15 protein-coding genes and 2 pseudogenes are annotated in these 17,139 nt (G+C 61.1%); 8 read left to right on the top strand and 9 right to left on the bottom strand.

The window, feature by feature from the left end:
• Nucleotides 1-72: 72 nt before the first annotated feature.
• Genes mksF through mksB form a run of 3 tightly spaced genes read right to left on the bottom strand, consistent with a single transcriptional unit; the run spans nucleotide 73 to nucleotide 4,887 of the window.
• Nucleotides 73-2,913 carry an Mks condensin complex protein MksF gene (mksF, locus tag DOCECA_RS00840; protein WP_445571318.1) on the bottom strand — a complete coding sequence of 947 codons (2,841 nt, stop codon included), beginning with the start codon at nucleotides 2,911-2,913 and terminating at the stop codon, nucleotides 73-75.
• The gene (mksE, locus tag DOCECA_RS00845; protein WP_181289764.1) at nucleotides 2,910-3,617 is read right to left on the bottom strand and encodes an Mks condensin complex protein MksE; all 708 of its coding nucleotides are present in this window, start codon (nucleotides 3,615-3,617) and stop codon (nucleotides 2,910-2,912) included. Before mksE ends, mksF begins: the two co-directional genes overlap by 4 nt.
• Nucleotides 3,607-4,887 (bottom strand): Mks condensin complex protein MksB, encoded by a 1,281-nt coding sequence (mksB, locus tag DOCECA_RS00850; RefSeq protein WP_434562302.1) that lies wholly within the window; start codon nucleotides 4,885-4,887, stop codon nucleotides 3,607-3,609. Before mksB ends, mksE begins: the two co-directional genes overlap by 11 nt.
• Nucleotides 4,888-5,068: 181 nt before the next feature.
• On the opposite strand from mksB, the gene DOCECA_RS00855 reads away from it, so the two are divergent.
• Nucleotides 5,069-5,854, top strand: coding sequence for an energy transducer TonB (locus tag DOCECA_RS00855; RefSeq protein WP_445571319.1), 786 nt, complete (start codon nucleotides 5,069-5,071; stop codon nucleotides 5,852-5,854).
• On the top strand, nucleotides 5,847-6,299 hold the full coding sequence (gene rimI / locus DOCECA_RS00860) for a ribosomal protein S18-alanine N-acetyltransferase (protein ID WP_420764047.1): 453 nt from the start codon (nucleotides 5,847-5,849) through the stop codon (nucleotides 6,297-6,299). The genes DOCECA_RS00855 and rimI overlap by 8 nt, the downstream gene beginning before the upstream one ends.
• A gap of 105 nt (nucleotides 6,300-6,404) precedes the next feature.
• Here rimI and DOCECA_RS00865 read toward each other — a convergent pair whose 3' ends face one another.
• A complete protein-coding gene (locus DOCECA_RS00865) occupies nucleotides 6,405-6,809 on the bottom strand; it encodes a serine kinase/phosphatase (protein ID WP_445571320.1) in 405 nt (134 codons plus the stop codon).
• Between the two features lie 133 nt (nucleotides 6,810-6,942).
• Here DOCECA_RS00865 and can point away from each other — a divergent pair, with 133 nt between their 5' ends.
• Nucleotides 6,943-7,587 carry a carbonate dehydratase gene (gene can / locus DOCECA_RS00870; RefSeq protein WP_039594546.1) on the top strand — a complete coding sequence of 215 codons (645 nt, stop codon included), beginning with the start codon at nucleotides 6,943-6,945 and terminating at the stop codon, nucleotides 7,585-7,587.
• A 9-nt stretch (nucleotides 7,588-7,596) separates the two neighbouring features.
• Here can and DOCECA_RS00875 read toward each other — a convergent pair whose 3' ends face one another.
• The 3 genes from DOCECA_RS00875 to DOCECA_RS00885 all read right to left on the bottom strand — a co-directional run bounded on the left by DOCECA_RS00875 (nucleotide 7,597) and on the right by DOCECA_RS00885 (nucleotide 10,991).
• The gene (locus DOCECA_RS00875; protein ID WP_445571321.1) at nucleotides 7,597-8,124 is read right to left on the bottom strand and encodes a lysine methyltransferase; all 528 of its coding nucleotides are present in this window, start codon (nucleotides 8,122-8,124) and stop codon (nucleotides 7,597-7,599) included.
• Between the two features lie 177 nt (nucleotides 8,125-8,301).
• Nucleotides 8,302-9,462, bottom strand: a complete 1,161-nt coding sequence (locus tag DOCECA_RS00880) for a hypothetical protein (RefSeq protein ID WP_434650012.1) — start codon at nucleotides 9,460-9,462, stop codon at nucleotides 8,302-8,304.
• A 110-nt stretch (nucleotides 9,463-9,572) separates the two neighbouring features.
• On the bottom strand, nucleotides 9,573-10,991 hold the full coding sequence (locus DOCECA_RS00885) for a short-chain fatty acid transporter (protein WP_420764051.1): 1,419 nt from the start codon (nucleotides 10,989-10,991) through the stop codon (nucleotides 9,573-9,575).
• Nucleotides 10,992-11,365: 374 nt separating this feature from the next.
• Here DOCECA_RS00885 and DOCECA_RS00890 point away from each other — a divergent pair.
• The 4 genes and pseudogenes from DOCECA_RS00890 to DOCECA_RS00905 all read left to right on the top strand — a co-directional run.
• Nucleotides 11,366-11,938 (top strand): annotated as a pseudogene (locus tag DOCECA_RS00890) (PAS domain-containing protein); the annotation flags it as partial.
• A 156-nt stretch (nucleotides 11,939-12,094) separates the two neighbouring features.
• Nucleotides 12,095-12,526, top strand: a pseudogene (locus DOCECA_RS00895) (methyl-accepting chemotaxis protein); the annotation flags it as partial.
• A gap of 130 nt (nucleotides 12,527-12,656) precedes the next feature.
• Nucleotides 12,657-13,175, top strand: coding sequence for a DUF2975 domain-containing protein (locus DOCECA_RS00900; protein ID WP_434562312.1), 519 nt, complete (start codon nucleotides 12,657-12,659; stop codon nucleotides 13,173-13,175).
• A gap of 7 nt (nucleotides 13,176-13,182) precedes the next feature.
• Nucleotides 13,183-13,416, top strand: coding sequence for a helix-turn-helix domain-containing protein (locus DOCECA_RS00905; protein WP_434562314.1), 234 nt, complete (start codon nucleotides 13,183-13,185; stop codon nucleotides 13,414-13,416).
• Here the strand turns inward: DOCECA_RS00905 and ggt are convergent.
• The gene (ggt, locus tag DOCECA_RS00910; RefSeq protein WP_434609566.1) at nucleotides 13,398-15,242 is read right to left on the bottom strand and encodes a gamma-glutamyltransferase; all 1,845 of its coding nucleotides are present in this window, start codon (nucleotides 15,240-15,242) and stop codon (nucleotides 13,398-13,400) included. The genes DOCECA_RS00905 and ggt overlap by 19 nt on opposite strands.
• 107 nt (nucleotides 15,243-15,349) lie before the next feature.
• Entirely contained in the window at nucleotides 15,350-16,150 is an 801-nt protein-coding gene (locus DOCECA_RS00915) for a helix-turn-helix transcriptional regulator (RefSeq protein WP_420764055.1), read from the bottom strand.
• Between the two features lie 123 nt (nucleotides 16,151-16,273).
• Between DOCECA_RS00915 and DOCECA_RS00920 the strand changes: the two genes are divergently transcribed.
• A complete protein-coding gene (locus tag DOCECA_RS00920) occupies nucleotides 16,274-17,095 on the top strand; it encodes a carbon-nitrogen hydrolase family protein (RefSeq protein WP_445571322.1) in 822 nt (273 codons plus the stop codon).
• The last annotated feature ends 44 nt before the right edge of the window (nucleotides 17,096-17,139 follow it).

The raw sequence follows: 17,139 nt of genomic DNA on the forward strand, positions 1-17,139 counted from the left end.
CGCTGAGTATGCGATAACAAAAAAGGCCGCGATCCATTGGATCGCGGCCTTTTTCACATCCAGATGATCACCTCAAACCGAATCCAGCTCCGGTTCATCGGCTTGGACGTTCATCGTGGCCTTCACGGCATCATGGCGACGAATGTATTTCCAGTCCGCCTCATCGATGTAGATGCCGTTCGGGCCGCTGCCGCCCTCCAGGTCGATGGCGACACTGGCGCAGACCTGTGGCTTCACGCTCGCCAGGATCGGCACGAAGCCCAGTTGCAGACTGGTTTCCAGCAGTGCGGCCTGGTTCTTCTCGTCGATGTCCGCCGCTTCGTCCAGGTAGTACGGCAGGCGCACGCGGCCGGCCTGTTCACGGTCCATCAGGTGCAGCAACAAGTACATGTTGGTCAGCGCCTTGATGGTCATGGTAGTGCCGTTGGACGCCGCGCCGTCGATGTCGGTGTGGATCACCGGCTGGCCATTGACCTTGGTGATCTCGAATGCCAGTTCGAACAGGTCCTTGAGGCCGAGCTGGTTGTGGTTCGCCGCCACCAGTCGTGCCAGGTACTCCTTGGCTTCTTCGTTCTTGTTGTCCTGCTCGGCGCTCTGGCTGAGGTCGAACACCGACAGCGTCTCGCCTTCCTCGTACTGGCCGGCGCTGTGGATGATCTGGTCGATGTGCTTGAGCGCTTCCTTGTTCGGCGCCAGGACGATACGGAAGCTCTGCAGGTTGGACACCTGACGCTTGTTGATCTCGCGGTTGAACAGCGCCAGTTGATGCTCGAGGCTGTCGTAGTCGCTGCGGATGTTGCGCAGGGTTCGGGCAATGTCTGTGACGGCCGCGCGGCGCGCCTTGCCAAGGGTCAGGGCCTCGTCGGTGCGGTGGGCATAGGCGTTGATCAGCAGTTGCAGGCGCCGCTCCATGTCGTCTTCGCTGTCGAACTTGGCCACGCCCTTGAGGCGTACCTGGGCATACAAGGCCTCGATCTGACCGTCAACCCGCAGCAGCCCTTGCCAGCTGTCCTGGTAGTCGTTGAGCAGTGGCAGCAGGTTGTCCATGGAATCGTCGACCGGGTCCATGAATGGCGTACCGAACGGCAGGTCCGCCGGCAGCAACTGGCGACGGCGCAGGGCGTCGTCGAGGGTGCGCTGCTTGGCTTCCATGTCGGCGATCTGCCGGCCCACCAGTTGCAACTTGGCGGACAACTGCTGGACGCGCTCGGTGAAGGCATCGCTGGAGCGCTTGAGCTCATCCTGGGCGGCTTCCATCTGCGCCAGTTGCTCGAGCTTCTCGCCCTCTTCGGCACTCAAGGTCTGGGTGCGACGGAAGTCTTCCAGGGCTTTCTGTGCATCCAGCACTTGTTGGTACAGCGCCTCGGTCTGGGTCTTGCTTGCGGCGCGGTCGGCGGCCACGGCTTGCTGGGTCTTGAGCTGCTTGAGTTCTTTTTCCAGACGCTCTTTCTGATCCCGCAGCGCGGCACGGTCGGCCAGGGCTTGCAGGGCCGGCGGCTCGATGTGGGACAGGTCGATGGACAGGCCCGGCACTTCGAACCGCTCGCCCTTGAACCCGTCGAGGATCAGCTCCATGGACTTGACCCACTCGCCGTTCTCATCCAGCGCGATGCCATGTTCGCCCAACGGCAGGCTGAACAGGGCGCTGTTGAACAAGCGCATCAGGCGTTCCACGTCCTGCTGGGAGAACTCTTCGCGCAGGCGGGCGTAGCTGTTGTTATCGGCGTGGTCGAGTTGCTGCTTGACCGACTTGAGGCGTTTTTCCAGGTCCCGCAGGCGCTCTTCCAGGTCTTCGGCGCTGAATTGACGGGACTGGGCCAGGGCGCCGGCCAGTTCGTCGTGAGCGTCCTTGGCGGCGAGCAGTTGCTGCTCCAGGACCTTGGCGTCATCCACCAGGGCAAAGCGATGCTTGAGCACCGACAGCTCGCCTAGCCAACGCTGGATGCCGCTGATTTCCCGCTCCAGGCGCATCAGCTCCTGAGTGCCGCCGCGTTGGTCGTTCTGCAGCGAATCCTGCTCGTTGCGGTAATGCTCGGCTTGGATGGTCAGCTCCTCCTTGCGTGCACTGGCGTAATCCGACCAGGTGCCCAGAAGCGAGTCGAGCAGCGGCGAGAGGCGATGCAGTTTGCCCCGCAGGACATCGCGCTGCTTCACGCCATTGGCCAAGGCTTCCACCAGCGGACCGGCCGCCACGAGTGAGTTGTAGTCCTGCTCCATGCGTCGTACGTCGCGGAAGGCTTCTTCGCACGCCGCGATGTAGTCCACGCTGCCGGAGCGCAGGCTGTGCTCGAACGCATCGAGGAAAAGTTGTTTGAGCTTGGCCGCGGTGATTTCACGCATGTGCAGCAGGTTGATGAACAACGCGCGGAAGGTCTTGAGGCTTTGCTCGCTGGTGGAGCGAAGCGGAATCAGCGTCAGGTCCAGCGGAATCGAAGTGTGGCCGCCCACCAGCAGGCGACGCAGTTCATCCGGCTTGAGTTCGTAGGCTTTCAGGCCCTCGCGCTCCAGGTTGGTGAACAGTTCTTTCTGCCGCAGGCAGGTGTCGTTTTTCTGGTAATGAGCCAGGTCCAGTCTGCCGGCATAGGCAAAGAACTGGTGGCCGAAACCGCCGCCAGGGCCGCGACCTACCACGCCAATCACGTGTGGGCCGTGGGGCAGGGCGACTTCCACCAGAATGTAGCTGGTGTCGGAGGCAAAGTAGAAGCGCCGGGATTGTTCCAGGCTGTACTTGCCGAAACTCATGTCCGACATGCGCGCCAGGATCGGAAACTGAAGGGCGTTGATCGAGGCGGATTTACCCAGGTTGTTCGCGCCGTACACCGACAGCGGTTCCTCCAGGGGGAACAGGCCGAGGCTGTAGCCGGCGGTGTTCAAAAGGGCAAAGCGGCGGATGCCGTAGCGTTCCTTGCTCATGCGTCGGTCTCCTGTTCTTCGGCAATGGCGCGGGCCAGTGCGTCTTCTTCGCTTTCTTCTTCACCGTCGAATTCACTGAGGTCCAGCGGGTCATCGGTCTGAAGCAGTTTTTCGTCGCTGTCTTCGTCGATCAGCACCGGCGCTGGCAGCGGCAACACGCTGTGCAGGCTGGCGGCCAGGTCGCGGTCCTGCTGGACCGACAGGCAGACGTCGAGGAAGCGATGCATTGGCGGCAGGAAGCGGTACACGCCGTTCTCTTCGCTGGCGAAACCCAGTTGGGTCATGCGGCGCATGATTTTTTCTTCCAACTCTTCCTGGGTCTGCACTTCGGCCTGGATGAACAGGTCGCGGTATTTCTCCAGCAGCGAAGGCAGCTCATCACGGCCCAGGCTGCCACCGTCGAGCACGGCGATCGGGTCGCGGCCCTGGTCGGCCAGGTGCTCGACGAGGATGAAGGTAAACAGGGCCAGGCGCTGGGCGGTCTTGTTCACTGCCGCGGCGGCCAGGTCCGGCACGAAGTAATAGAACCCGCGGGTATCGCACACCAGCTCGAAGCCCAGGGCCTTGAACAGCGTGCGGTATTGATCCTGGAAGTTCGATAATTGGGCGTACAGCTCCGGGTCGCGGCGGCTGACGTGATAACCCTTGAACAGCTCGCGGAAGATCGGCGCCAGCTGGGACAGTTCGGATAGATCAAGATGCATGGGGGATGCTCGCAGAATCCTCGGCGGCGGTGTCGCCGGCCGAGAGCAGGGCGAAGGAGCGCAGGCTGACCTGATGCTCGTGAGTATGGTAGTCGCGGCGTTCCAGACGCTCGCGCTTGAAGCGTTTTTCCCGCGACAGACGCGAGAACCAGTACAGCAATTCGTCAGTGGCGCCGTCCGGTTCCTGCTCCAGCAGCCACGTCATCAGGTCCGGCATCGGCAGGGCGTCTTCGCAACGCTCGACCATCTCGCGCACGGTGCGTGGCGCACGCGGCGCATCGCCGCCCTTGTGGGTCTTGTGAGACTTGGGGAACCGCGCCGGTTTTGGTTCGAAGCGGGCCAGTGCATACACGTAGGCTTCGACCTGGCTGGCGCTGCCCAGGAAGGTGCTTTGCGGTCGGGTGAACAGCGGCATCGCCGCTTGCGGCACGGCATCGAGACCTTTACGGCGAATGGCGGCCAGGGCCAGGGCTGCGCCACGAGTCACGGCGTTGTGGCGGCGGGCCTCTTCGCGCAGCGGCAGCAGCAGCTCACGCGCATGGCGCAGGGTCAGCTGGGCGCTGGTCTGCATCTCCAGGATTCGCGCGTGAGTGCGCAGCAGCATGTCGTCGTCCACCAGGTGACCGAGGCGCTGCTGTTCGGTGAGCATGCGCAGCAATACATTCTCGACCTTGCGCACACCTTGCTCGAACGCGCCGTCGGCGTTCACCAACTGGATCATCGGCTCGACGTATTCGTCCCAGGTCGCCAGCACTTCGGCGTAGCGCTGGCGCAGCGGGATCTGCCGGTCGCTGGTCTTGGCCCGTTCGGCGACGGCGACCAGCGCCTGTTCGTCGTTGGCGAGCTTCTTGAGAACGTCGCGCACGCGCATGTCCAGTAGGCGCAACTGGCGGGCGAGGTCGTTGCCGTCGCGCACATCGAAGGCGTCCTGGATATAGCCGGCCAGACGCTCGAGGTGGCGCAGGTAGGCTTCGATTTCCAGGCACAGGCCCAAGCGGTGTTCGCGGCGCAGGTAGGCGAGGAAATCGTGGATCTGGGCGTTGAGCTCGAAGCGGTTCGGGCTTTTCGCTACCGGTACGAGGATGTCCAGGCGGATCCACACGTCCAGCAGATGGGTGATGTCCTGGGGCGTGCTGTCCAATTGTTGGGCGGCCAGCTGTGAACGCAATTCGTTGAGGCTCAGGGTGCCCTGGTCGAAATGCTCACACAAAGGTTCCAGCAATGCCCAGTGTTCAGCGAGGGCGCGCAAGACGCGCTTGGGTTCGATCATCGCAATGGCCGTCGGGTTGGCAATTAAAAGCGGCGATTGTACTGCATCGGGCCGGTTGCGATTCACCCCCGAGACGGACTGTCGTCGCGTATTGATCAACTAATCCACCGACAGGGAAGCGGTCCGCGCCGAAGGGCGGTAGAATCGCTGCCACTTTCAGTTATCCCCAAGTGGCCGACCTTTGCTTATCGAGTCCCGTCGCCGCGCTTATCTGACCGCCATGCAGGTGGTCAATTGGCTGCCGCGTACCGAATTGCCCTTTGCCGCGCCATCGCGGCCTGAGCTGTTGGAAACGCCGGAGCCGGTGGAAATCGCGCCGCCTCACGCAGCGCCCGTAGCCAAGGCTGCCGCCGAACCGGTTGCGCCTGCCGCTGAACGGCCGAAAATCGAAGTCCCGCGTCCGAGCCTGGCCTCGACCCGTACGAATGCCAAACCGGTAGAAGAGGCCGACGTAGCGCCGGCCCCGATCAAGGTCGCCCATGTGCCGCCGCCGCGCTTCGCCCTGCAATTGCTGCGGGCCGGCCGTTGCCTGTTGCTGGTGGAGTTACCCACAGGCGAGCCGTTCCAAAGCCGCGATCCCGCTTACCTGTTGCTCAAGGACATGCTGCGCGCCGCTGGCCTGCCGGACAGCCCGCAGATCATTGGCGAACCGGTGCGCTGGCCGTTGTTGTCGCGGGGCACGATGGACCAGGGGCCCGAGGCGGCTCGGGATTTCGTCCAGGGATTCGTCTCGGCGCGGCTCGAAGACGAACCGTGTGTGTGCTTGTGGCTGGTTGGCCTGCCCGCGGTGAAATTCGCTGGCGAGGCGGACTTCGACGCGTTCTACCGTGAATTGCAGGTCGAAGGCCTGGGCTCTTCCTGGGCGTTGCCGGGGCTTGAATCGTTAATGGAAACGCCACAGCGCAAGGCTGAAGTCTGGCAAGCCATGCGCCGGCTGATGGCGCGCTGGAAAGAATCGAATGAGTGACGCTGTATCGTTCCGCCCGATGACCGAGGCGGACCTCGACGCTGTGCTGAAGATTGAATACGCGGCCTATAGCCACCCGTGGACCCGCGGGATATTTCTTGATGGGCTGGGCAAATACCAGATCTGGCTGATGTTCGAAGGCCAGCAGCAAGTCGGCCATGGGGTGGTGCAGATCATCCTGGATGAGGCGCACCTGCTTAACATCACCGTCAAACCGGAAAACCAAGGGCGGGGCTTGGGCCTGCGGCTGTTGGAACACCTCATGTCGATTGCCTACAAGGCCGAGGCGCGTGAGTGCTTCCTGGAAGTGCGCGACAGCAATCGCACGGCGTTCCGACTGTATGAGCGCTATGGCTTCAACGAGGTTGGGCGGCGCCGCGACTATTACCCTGCCGTGGGTGGGCGCGAGGATGCGGTGGTCATGGTGTGTACGCTGGTGGATTGAATCGACTGGTCTGCGGTCATCGCGAGCAGGCCCGCTCCCACAGGGTCAATGGCGTTCCCAAAACCTGAGAGCACAAAACCACTGTGGGAGCGGTGGCGTTACCGGTCAGCGCTTGCCGTCGAGCGGATCGATATCGGCCATTTCCGCTTCGTCCAACCCGTCGCCTCCACCTATATCGTCTTCTCCAACGACGCTCAGGTCCCAATCGGCCTGTTCATCCTCGCCGGCCTCGTGGGCATCCCGGGCACCGTCTTCGTGGATCAAGGTTTCGGGGCTCATGTCATCATCGGTCGGCTGGCGGTCTTCCATCGAGGCCCCTGTCATGCCCGCTTCACGCACGCGTTCATCCGGCATCAGTTGCTCGCGTTCTTCCTCCGGCAATTCATCGCCGATCCTGGCGTCGTATTCATCGTCATCGAATTCCAGCTCACGCATCGAGCCCATGCGGTCTTCGTTGTCGTCGATGGGTTCCGGTTGCACCGCATCGTAGGGACGTCGTGAATCATTCATGGCAATTCCTCATACTGTGGGCCTTACTAAGAGTCGACCGACTGTGGGGCCAGGAATTCCAATGCATCGCCGACGTGACCTCGACCGGCGGTCGTCTGTCACAGTTGGGCACTCTCTATCGAGGCTGGACAGCATGAATGAATTACAAGATCTGATTGATAACAACGCGCGCTGGGCCGATGCGATCAAGCAGGAGGATCCTGACTTCTTCGCCAAGCTGGCTCGTCAGCAGACCCCTGAATACCTGTGGATCGGCTGCTCCGATGCGCGGGTACCGGCCAACGAAATCGTTGGCATGTTGCCGGGTGATCTGTTCGTGCACCGCAATGTCGCCAACGTCGTACTGCACACTGACCTCAATTGCCTTTCGGTCATCCAATACGCAGTCGACGTGCTTAAGGTCAAGCACATCCTGGTGACGGGTCACTACGGCTGCGGCGGCGTGCGTGCTTCGATGCAAGACCGCCAACTGGGCCTGATCGACGGCTGGCTGCGCTCGATTCGCGATCTGTATTACGAGCATCGCGATGCCTTGGCCAAGCTCCCCACCGAAGAAGAACGCGTGGACCGTTTGTGCGAGCTCAACGTGATCCAGCAAGTGGCGAACGTGGGCCACACCAGCATCGTGCAGAACGCCTGGCACCGTGGGCAGAAGTTGTCGATTCATGGCTGCATCTACGGCATCAAGGACGGCCGCTGGAAAAGCCTGGACACCACGATCAGCGGCTTCGAGCAACTGCCGCCGCAGTATCGGCTACGTCCGGTCGACGCGCCCTGAGGGCAACCTCTAGTCGCGATGACAACGGCGCCGCCAGTGCCGCAAAAATTCCATTCCTCGCTCATTCGGCGATTCGTCATAGCCAGTGATCCAGCCGTGGCAGTTGGATGAACCGCACCGGCAGGCGAATTGCCGATACAGCTTGCGTTCAGTACTGGCGTAGTCCATCGTCAGGCGGTCGCCTTCACGGATATCCGTCAGGGACCACAGCCACAATTCGCTCATGTCCAGGAAGACATTGGGATTGCAGGAGTGCAGCAGCAATCCGGCGAAGTGTGGGTCGTACATGTGGACATCCGGCAGAAGCTGCAATGTGTGCAGGCGTCGGCGGCTGATCAGCAGCCCCGATACCCTGCACATCCGCGTCATGGGGGCGAATGGCTTGCGGGCGATGATCCCATTGCCGCGACCGGCGTTGGTCTGGCGCACTTCAAAATCGCGCACCGAGGGATAGCCCTGGCGAGGGCTGAATTGTTTTCCCGGATAGATGCAGTCCCGGGTCTTTGAATCGACGCAATTGTCGATGAATTCGATCATGACCGTCCTTGTCGGTGCTGGACACTCGACTTTTCAGCGCTGGCCTCCAGCCGGCGGCGGTTAAAAACTCCAATAGCTTCCTCCAAGCCGTGATGCGTATCTACTGTCGACTCTGACAGGTGCCATAAGCGCTTTCCCGTGTGAGCGCAGGCTTACACAGGAAAGGCTCGTCAGGGTTTATACGGCTTCGGCGGGTAATGGCATGGGCACTTTCAACTGCTGCAGTTGCGATTTGACCGGTGGTGTTTCGCACTTCTTGTCTGCGTCCACCTCGCTCAGCTTGCGAACCGAGGTATAGAACAGCTCGCAAGTCTGCTCTTTTTGCGTGACCTGCCACGTCTGGGTGCATTGGCTCAGCAATGCGCTCGGGTCGGTACCTGGCTTGCTGCCCATTCCGGCCTGCCAGCATGCAGCGCTCAGGTCCTGGCCCATGATTTTCAAGCCCGCGGCATCGGCCTTGGCCTGGTCGCCGTCATAACTGTCCGGATCGGCTGCGTACCAGATGTAGCTGGGGTGGTTGGAGCCCAGCACCGGAACCTTGGCCCCCGGCGCAGGCTCGATGGTCGCCAGGCCGAGTACCGCCACGGTCTGGCCGTATTGGGTCTTGATCCAGTCCCGGACGGGCGCTCCGAAAGCCACCATCGGCAGCGACGCCCCGCTGGCGTTCCGAGTGACTTCCTTGACCATGGTGGTCTGGTAATCGTTGAAATAGCTATACAGGCCGGCGAGTGTACTGCCCGCATTGGACGGCGCCGCAATGGGCGCGATGTCGATGATGGTCTGGTAAGCAGGCGTGTCCCCGGCGGCGATGCCGTTGGCGGTCAGCAGCGTGGCCCAGCGGTCGGTGGTGGCCGACTCCAGATAATCCTGGGCCTGGGTCAGCGAATAATCCGGCGGGAAGTGCAGCAGCTCGACGCTCTTGCGGTTCTCCAGCGCCATGCCCAGGGGCAGGAACAGGTACCAGTTGTAGGCCCATTTTTTATCGTTGTTGAGTTTCGTGGCGCCGTTATAGGCGAGGTCGCCGGCGTTGAGCAAGGCGGCCAACGGTTGGCCATAACTCTTCGGCACGCCACTGATGTTGGCGTAGACGGTGCCGTTGTCGCTTTTGACCTCGACTTTGGCCGCGTCGTAGCCGTCGCGCTGGACGCTTTGCGTCAAATAATGCTCGACGGTCTGCTCGAGTGTCCAGTTGCGAAAACAGATGACATTGCAGTTGTTGGGGTAAGCGAAGAGGCGGGTGACGCGTTCGGTGCTGCCAAGGTTGACACCGATGTCGGCGGCTTGGGCGGTGGCGCTCAAGGCCAAGGCGGCGAGAGGAAGTACGGCGAGTTTGAACATGCTCAGATCCTTTTCAGCGTGGGCCCTTGGAAACAGGGTGTATCCATACTGAAACAGACGGAGCCGAAGAAGAAGTGGGCCGATGGAAAAATCGGCCCTTTTTTATGGCTTTATGGCATTACTGGCGGCAGGTAGGTCAGCGTGGTCCCCAGGGCCCACAGCAGCACCAATACCAGCGGCGTGTGAACCAGCAACTGCACGAAAGAGAATCCGATCAAGTCCCGCGCTTTCAACCCCAGAACGCCCAGCAACGGCAGCATGTAGAACGGGTTGATCAGGTTCGGCAGTGCTTCGGCGGCGTTATAGATCTGCACGGCCCAGCCCAAGTGGTAGTTCAGGTCGTTGGCCACCTGCATGACATAGGGCGCTTCGATGATCCACTTACCGCCGCCGGAAGGAATGAAAAAGCCCAGCACCGCCGAGTAGACGCCCATCAACAGGGCGTAGGTGTCATGGGAAGCGATCTGTACGAAAAAGGTCGAGATATGGTGTGCCAGCGTCTGCGCATCGCTGCCCTTGACGGTGGTCAACAGTGCGGCAATCGATCCGTACAACGGGAACTGGATCAGCACGCCGGTGGTGGTTGGCACGGCGCGGGCCACGGCATCGAGAAAACTGCGTGGCCGCCAGTGGAGCAAGGCGCCCAACATAATGAACAGAAAGTTATAGGTGTTGAGCCCGGAAATGGCGCTGATGGCCGGCTTGGTCGAAAATTCATGGAACAGCCAACCAGCGGCGAGCAGCACCAATGCAATGGTCAACAGCGGGCTGTGCTCCAGCCATTCCCCGGGGCGGGTGCGCGGTTGCAGCGCCGGCATGCTGAAACTGGGGTCGATCCCGCAGGCGGCGGCGTCACGGGCGCTGTTGGGGCCCGGCGCGGTGGCATATGCGATGATCACCGAGATCACGATCAGCGCCAGCAGCATCACACCGGACTGCCAGAGGAAAATCGTCTGGGTAAAAGGGATGACGCCGGTAATCGACAGGATCGATGGCGGCAGGCTGGCCGGGTTGGCTTGCAATTGCGCGGCCGAAGAAGACAACCCCAGCGCCCACACCGCGCCCAGGCCCAGGTAAGCGGCAGCGCCAGCGGCGCGATAATCCATCTTCAAGTCCGCGCGCCGGGCGAGGGCACGCACCAGCAGGCCGCCGAACACCAGCGACAGCCCCCAGTTGAGCAGCGATGCGACCATGGAGATCACGGCCACCCACGCCACCGCGGAGCGGCCATTGCTGGGAATGCGCGCCAGGCGGTCGATCAGCTTGACGGCTGGAGGCGAGCTGGCCACTACATAACCGCCAATCACCACGAACGCCATTTGCATGGTGAAGGGAATCAGGCTCCAGAACCCATCGCCGAAAGCCATGGCTGCGGCAGTGGGCGTGGCGCCAATGAGCTGCGTCGCCAGCGCGACCACCAGCACCGCCAGCGCGGCAAAGACCCAGGAGTCGGGGAACCAGCGCTCGGCAAAACTGGAACAGCGCAGCGCGAAGCGGGCGGAACGGCTGTCTTCAATGTCAGTGGTCACGGCAATCACCTCGGGTTTTTATGATTATCGGTATCTGGAGCGACGAAGCATCGGCGGTCGGGCGCCAATATTGGAACATTCCAATGACCGTGGGAGACGGACCGGCGTTCGGAGTCCGACGTGATTTTTTTCAGACCGAACACCGGCGCTCTTCAGAAAAAAATCCTTGGGCCGATGGCAAGGAACAGCAGTAATTCTCCTGCCTGCCGGAGCTTGCCATGTTCAACAATCGCTTGAAGCAGGAGCTGCTCGCTCTTCGCCAAGAACTCTCCAGTCTCATGCAGATAAAAGAGAGCCTTGATCGCGAAATGCTCGGTTTGACCCTCGATGCTGAGGGGAGGATACAGTCGGTCAACCAGAACTTTCTCGATGACATGCGTTACAAGAGCCAAGACCTGATTGGCCGTTCTGTCGAGGAACTGGTACCGGCTTACCTGAAGTCCAATGAATTCCAGGCGCGCTTCAAGACCGCGCTGACCCGTGGCGAGCATTTTTCCGGCGCCGTGCGCCTGATGCGGGGCGACGGCAAAGAGGCCTGGCTGCGCTCGATCCTCCAGCCCATACGCAATGCCGAGGGGCGAATTCGTTCTTTTTCGATGTACTCCAACGACCTCACTCGCACCATCGAAAACTCCCGCGAGCATGAGAACCTGATAAGTGCCCTGGTGCATTCGACGGCGGTAATCGAGTTCGACCTGGGTGGCCATGTATTGACGGCCAATGACCGTTTCCTCAATGCGATGGGTTACAGCCTCGCGCAGATCAAGGGCAAGCATCACCGTACGTTTTGCGAGCCTGAGCAATACAACAGCGCGACCTACCAGCAGTTCTGGAAGCGTTTGAACAGCGGCGAGTTCGTTGCCGGGCGCTTCAAGCGTATCGACAGCAGCGGTCGCGAGGTGTGGCTGGAAGCTTCCTATAATCCGGTGGTCGATGCCAACGATCGCCTGTACAAGATCGTCAAGTTCGCCACCAACATCACCGACCAGGTCAAGCAGGAAAAAGCCGTTGCCGCGGCCGCCAACATCGCCTACAGCACTTCCCTGCAAACCGATAACAGCGCCCAGCGCGGCACCACCGTCGTGACCCAGGCCGTGGACGTGATGCGCGACCTGGCCCGGCATATGCAGACCGCTGGCCAGGGTATCGAGGCACTGAACGAACAGTCGCTGGTCATCGGAACCATCGTCAAGACCATCAGCGGCATCGCCGAACAGACCAACCTGCTGGCGCTCAACGCCGCAATCGAGGCTGCCCGGGCCGGTGAACAAGGGCGCGGATTTGCGGTGGTGGCCGATGAGGTCCGGCAACTGGCGTCGCGTACCAGCCAGGCAACCGATGAGATCGTCGGCGTCGTTCGCCAGAACCAGGACATGGCTCGCAATGCCGTGGCGCTGATGACCGACGGCCAACACCAGGCTGAACAGGGCCTGGCCTTGGCGGCCGAGGCGGGAACGGTAATCGTCGAGATCCAGGACGGCGCGAAGAAAGTCGTGGACGCGGTGAGCCAGTTTGCCAATCAGTTATCAACATAAGGGCGGTTTATTGTTGTTTTTTACAAATTAATTATCGTATTTCGATAATTTTAAGGCTATGTTCTGGGCTCCTTTCGTTCTGTTGGAGCCTCACATGGGTTCGAATCGCCTAGCTGTTTATAGTCAACGGATGGCTGCCATCACGCTGATATTCATTGCGGCCATGATGGCCATCAATGCCCTGGTCTGGGTGTTTCCTGATATCGAGTCGCAGTACGGCCTGGGCTTTGCATTGACTCAGCGTCAGTTGTCCAGCCTGTCAGGGGAGGCGACCTTGTTGACTGGTTGGCAGAGCCTCGGCGCGATCTTCTTATCGAGTATCCCTCTGCTGGCGCTGACAGTCGGGCTGGTCAATCTGCGACAGCTCTTCAAGCGCTATGCGCAGGGGCAGTATTTCTCCGGCGAAGCCGCCATTGCACTGGGCAAGGCCGGCCGCGCGGTGGCATTGTGGGTGCTGCTGGATTTCCTGTGCGAACCTTTGTTGAGCCTGCTGCTCACCATCAATGCGCCCGTTGGCCAGCGATTGCTGAGCTTGAGCATCACCGCGCCGTCCTTTGTCGCGTTGTTTCTGGCGGCGTGCATTGCGATCATTGCCCGGATATTGTCCCAAGCCGCTGAAGTCGATTCAGAAAACCGAACTTTCGTTTGAGATACCCATGCCTATCGTGATTCAACTTGATGTGATGCTGGCGATGCGCAAGGTCAAGTCCAAGGATCTTGCCGCCGCCATTGGCATCACCGAGGCCAACCTTTCCCTGTTGAAGCAGGGAAAGGTCAAGGGCATACGTTTGGCGACCCTGGAAGCCATCTGTGACTATCTGCACTGTCAGCCGGCCGACCTGCTGGTTTACCAGCCGCGAAGCGAATCCGATCAGTCGCCCAGCGCTTGACCTTCGCGCCTTGGATCTGCCCCGCCAGCCAGCGAGGATTTCCCTTGGCCATCACGCACCCGGATGATCGCCTGGGTGCCGCTGGTCATGTCGATTTCGCCCACTGTGTGGCCTTTGTCTTTCAACGCCTGGACCAACGCCGGGCTGAATTGCCCTTGTTCCAGTTCGGTGGGGCCATTGCGGCTGCCGAAGTTGGGAAGATTGATGGCGGCTTGCGGGTCCAGGTCCCAATCCAGCAGGCCGATGACGGACTTGGCGACGTATTCAATGATCTGTGATCCACCTGGGGAACCAACCGCGGCCAGCCATTCGCCGCTCTGGCGATCAAAGATCAGGGTCGGAGCCATGGACGATCGCGGGCGTTTGCCGGGCTCGACGCGGTTGGCGACTTTGCGCCCGTTCTCTTCGGGTATGAAGGAAAAGTCAGTCATCTGGTTGTTGAGCATGAATCCCTGCACCATCAAGTGCGAACCAAACGCTGACTCCACCGTGGTCGTCATCGACACGGCGCCGCCCTGGTCATCCACGGCCACTACTTGCGAGGTGGAGATTCGCAGGGGCGAGCGATCCGGCGCGAAGGCCATCTGGATGCCCGGTGGTGTTCCCGGCTTGGCAACGCCCATGCTGCGAGGGCCGATGAGGCTTGCGCGGCTCGCCAGATACGTGGGGTCGACCAGACCTTTGACCGGCACGGGGACAAAATCCTGATCGGCAACGTAGAGGGCGCGGTCAGCGTAGGCCAGGCGCTCAGCCTCGGAAATCATGTGCACGGCTTCGGGCAAAGGCTCGATACCAGCGGGGTTCGTGGATTTGATCGGTTTCAATGCCGCGAGGGCGGTTAGGCCGTCGCGCTGTTCCAGGTTCTCCAATGTTCCGAGGATCTGCGCCACGGCAATCCCGCCGGAGGAGGGCGGCGCCATGCCACAGACTTGCCAGCGTTTGTAGTCGGTGCACAACGGCGCGCGCTCGCGGGCGGCGTAACCTTTGAGGTCGCTCAACGACAGACTGCCCGGATTGGCGTGGCTTTGGACCTTGGCGACAATTTCTTCAGCAACGGGCCCTTCGTACAAAGCATTGGGGCCTTCGTTGGCAATACGCTTGAGGACGCCCGCCAGTGCCGGATTTTTAAGCAGGGTGCCCACTGCCTTGGGGCTGCCGTCGGCATTCAGGAAATAGGCGGCCATGTCGGGGGAGCCGGGTAAAGAGGCATCGGCGGCAATCATCGAGTGAAGTCGAGGCGAAATCCTGAACCCCTGTTCCGCCAATACAATCGCCGGCTCGAACAGTGTCGCCCACTTCAGGCGGCCATGTTTGCGATGGGCCAGCTCCAGGGCACGCAACACGCCCGGTGTACCCACGGAGCGGCCGCCGATCTGCGCGGCGGTAAACGGCATCGGTTTGCCGTCGGCCTGGATGAAGAGTTTCTCGGTAGCACCCGCCGGCGCCGTTTCGCGGCCGTCGTAGGTACGCACCGCCTTGCCGTCCCATAGCACAATGAACGCACCTCCGCCGATGCCGGAAGACTGCGGCTCCACCAACGTCAGCACTGCCTGCATGGCAATTGCCGCGTCGATGGCCGACCCGCCGCGCCGGAGCATTTCCCGGCCGGCTTGCGCGGCAAGCGGGTTTGCCGCGGCGGCCATGTGTTTGTCGGCATGACGTGTCTGTAGATCGGTGCGGTAGCCGGAAGCGATTTCCGGAGCCGTGGGCAAGGCAGAAGCGGACGTGGAGGAGGGCGGAGCCTTGCAGGCGACAAGTGCCAAGGCGACAGCCAGCAGCGAAACGGCTGACAGGCGATGAAGATTCGATTTGAGATCTGAAAGCACGTGTCGCTCCGTCCATGGGCCAAGGATATTGAGATCGACTGTAGCGATACGAGGCGTGGGGCGCAAATCGCCGGGGTGCGGCGATTCGGCTTCGCCCCCACAAGACGTCAGGCGTTCTGCGCCTGGAGAAAAATAGAAAACAGCTCGGACTGGGACTTGATCCCCAGTTTGCTGTACATATGTTTTTTATGGACTTTCACGGTTTCGGCGGAAATTTCCAGCTTGCGGGCGATTTCCTTGCTGGAGCAACCGCTGAGCATCAAGCGCCCGACATCCAGCTCCCGTGCGGTCAATTGCGCGCCTTTGAGCTGCTGGACTGACGCTTCCAGCTGCACGCGCCAATCGGCTTGCGGCGGTGCTGGTGCAAGGGCCACCACTTCGTTGATTTCGTAAGGCAGGCGCTGGCGCAACAGGCCGAGCACCCAGGGCTGGATGAGTGACAGCAAGGCAGTCTGCTCGCCACTGAACCGCTGCTTGCTGCCCAGCGACAGGCAAAGCGTGCGGTCGCCTTCGAGCTGGCAATTGAATTGGACCTCATCGGACACCACATTCAGGCGGAAGTAACGCTGGTAGTACTCGGTCAACTCGAAATGTTCCGGTGCGACTTCCGACAGGCGATACAGACCGGTGCGCGACTGCTCGCGACAGGCGATGTAGAACGGATCGAGCAGATACAGGCCGCGCAGATAATCCTGGAACAATTGATCCGGACTGCCGTCAGCACCCGGGCACTCTGCGAATACCTGCGGGCGCTGGTCGGCGCTGAAAAGCAGTGCCACCCAACTGTCGAAAGGTACGTATTGATCGAGCAAACGGACCAGCTGCGTCCAGAAATTAGGCTTGTCCAAGGCGTCGATCAGTTGCCCGACCGAGCGGTGCCACGCAATGTCGTCTAACGAAAGTGTCATGCCTCTACCCCTATCGGGTTACCCCAGCGGCGTGATTTCCCGCCGTGGGCCTGCTGCGCATACTGGCTCACAGACACCGACCGGGCAATCTTTCAGCCCGCCTGGTTAGAACAAGGAATACCCATGAAAGTCGAACTCGCCCAGTTGGCGGGCCGTGATAACGACACGGCCTATAACCTCGAACGCGCCCTTCAGGCGATTGCCGCCTGTGCGGCCGATACGCAGTTGATCGTATTTCCCGAAACGCACCTGATGGGCTTCCCATCGCTTGAGACAGTGGCAGAAACCGCTGAGCCATTGGATGGCCCGACTGTCAGCGCGGTGCTTGCTGCGGCCCGGGAGCACAACATTGCCGTGGTCATAGGCGTGGCCGAAAACGACCGTGGCCGCTTCTACAACACCACGCTGCTGATCACCCCGCAGGGCATCGCGCTGAAGTATCGCAAGACTCACCTCTGGGCGTCGGACCGCGGTATGTTCGAGGCCGGCGACCGTTACGCCACGTGTGAGTGGAACGGTGTGCGCGTCGGTCTGCTGATCTGCTACGACATCGAGTTCCCGGAAACCGCCCGAGCCCTGGCGCAACTGGGGGCCGAACTGCTGATCGTCACCAACGGCAACATGGACCCCTACGGGCCGACTCACCGCACCGCGATCATGGCTCGCGCCCAGGAAAACCAAGCGTATGCGCTGATGGTCAATCGGGTGGAAGAAGGGGATGGCGGGTTGGTGTTCGCAGGCGGTAGTGCGTTGGTGGACCCGCTGGGCACGCTGTTGTTCGAGGCCGGGCGCGAAGAAGGGCAGTTTGCGGTGGAATTGGACCTGAACCAACTGACGGCGGCGCGGCGTGATTATCGCTACCTCGATGATCAGCGGCTGAAGATGCCGGGAGAGATTGTCGAGCATCCCTATGGATTGCGAGAGCTGTTGATTCCTTCGCGTTGATCCTGAATCTGTGTCGTCAGGGCTTGCCCGCGAAGAGGCCCTGA

The sequence above is a fragment of the Pseudomonas sp. E102 genome (assembly GCF_052660185.1).

What these genes read in the sequence shown, in the direction of transcription:
- mksF (WP_445571318.1), bottom strand. Translation starts at nt 2,913, where the DNA reads ATGAGCAAGGAACGCTACGGCATCCGCCGCTTTGCCCTTTTGAACACC.
- mksE (WP_181289764.1), bottom strand. Translation starts at nt 3,617, where the DNA reads ATGCATCTTGATCTATCCGAACTGTCCCAGCTGGCGCCGATCTTCCGC.
- mksB (WP_434562302.1), bottom strand. Translation starts at nt 4,887, where the DNA reads ATGATCGAACCCAAGCGCGTCTTGCGCGCCCTCGCTGAACACTGGGCA.
- rimI (WP_420764047.1), top strand. Translation starts at nt 5,847, where the DNA reads ATGAGTGACGCTGTATCGTTCCGCCCGATGACCGAGGCGGACCTCGAC.
- DOCECA_RS00865 (WP_445571320.1), bottom strand. Translation starts at nt 6,809, where the DNA reads ATGAATGATTCACGACGTCCCTACGATGCGGTGCAACCGGAACCCATC.
- can (WP_039594546.1), top strand. Translation starts at nt 6,943, where the DNA reads ATGAATGAATTACAAGATCTGATTGATAACAACGCGCGCTGGGCCGAT.
- DOCECA_RS00875 (WP_445571321.1), bottom strand. Translation starts at nt 8,124, where the DNA reads ATGATCGAATTCATCGACAATTGCGTCGATTCAAAGACCCGGGACTGC.
- DOCECA_RS00880 (WP_434650012.1), bottom strand. Translation starts at nt 9,462, where the DNA reads ATGTTCAAACTCGCCGTACTTCCTCTCGCCGCCTTGGCCTTGAGCGCC.
- DOCECA_RS00900 (WP_434562312.1), top strand. Translation starts at nt 12,657, where the DNA reads ATGGCTGCCATCACGCTGATATTCATTGCGGCCATGATGGCCATCAAT.
- DOCECA_RS00905 (WP_434562314.1), top strand. Translation starts at nt 13,183, where the DNA reads ATGCCTATCGTGATTCAACTTGATGTGATGCTGGCGATGCGCAAGGTC.
- DOCECA_RS00915 (WP_420764055.1), bottom strand. Translation starts at nt 16,150, where the DNA reads ATGACACTTTCGTTAGACGACATTGCGTGGCACCGCTCGGTCGGGCAA.
- DOCECA_RS00920 (WP_445571322.1), top strand. Translation starts at nt 16,274, where the DNA reads ATGAAAGTCGAACTCGCCCAGTTGGCGGGCCGTGATAACGACACGGCC.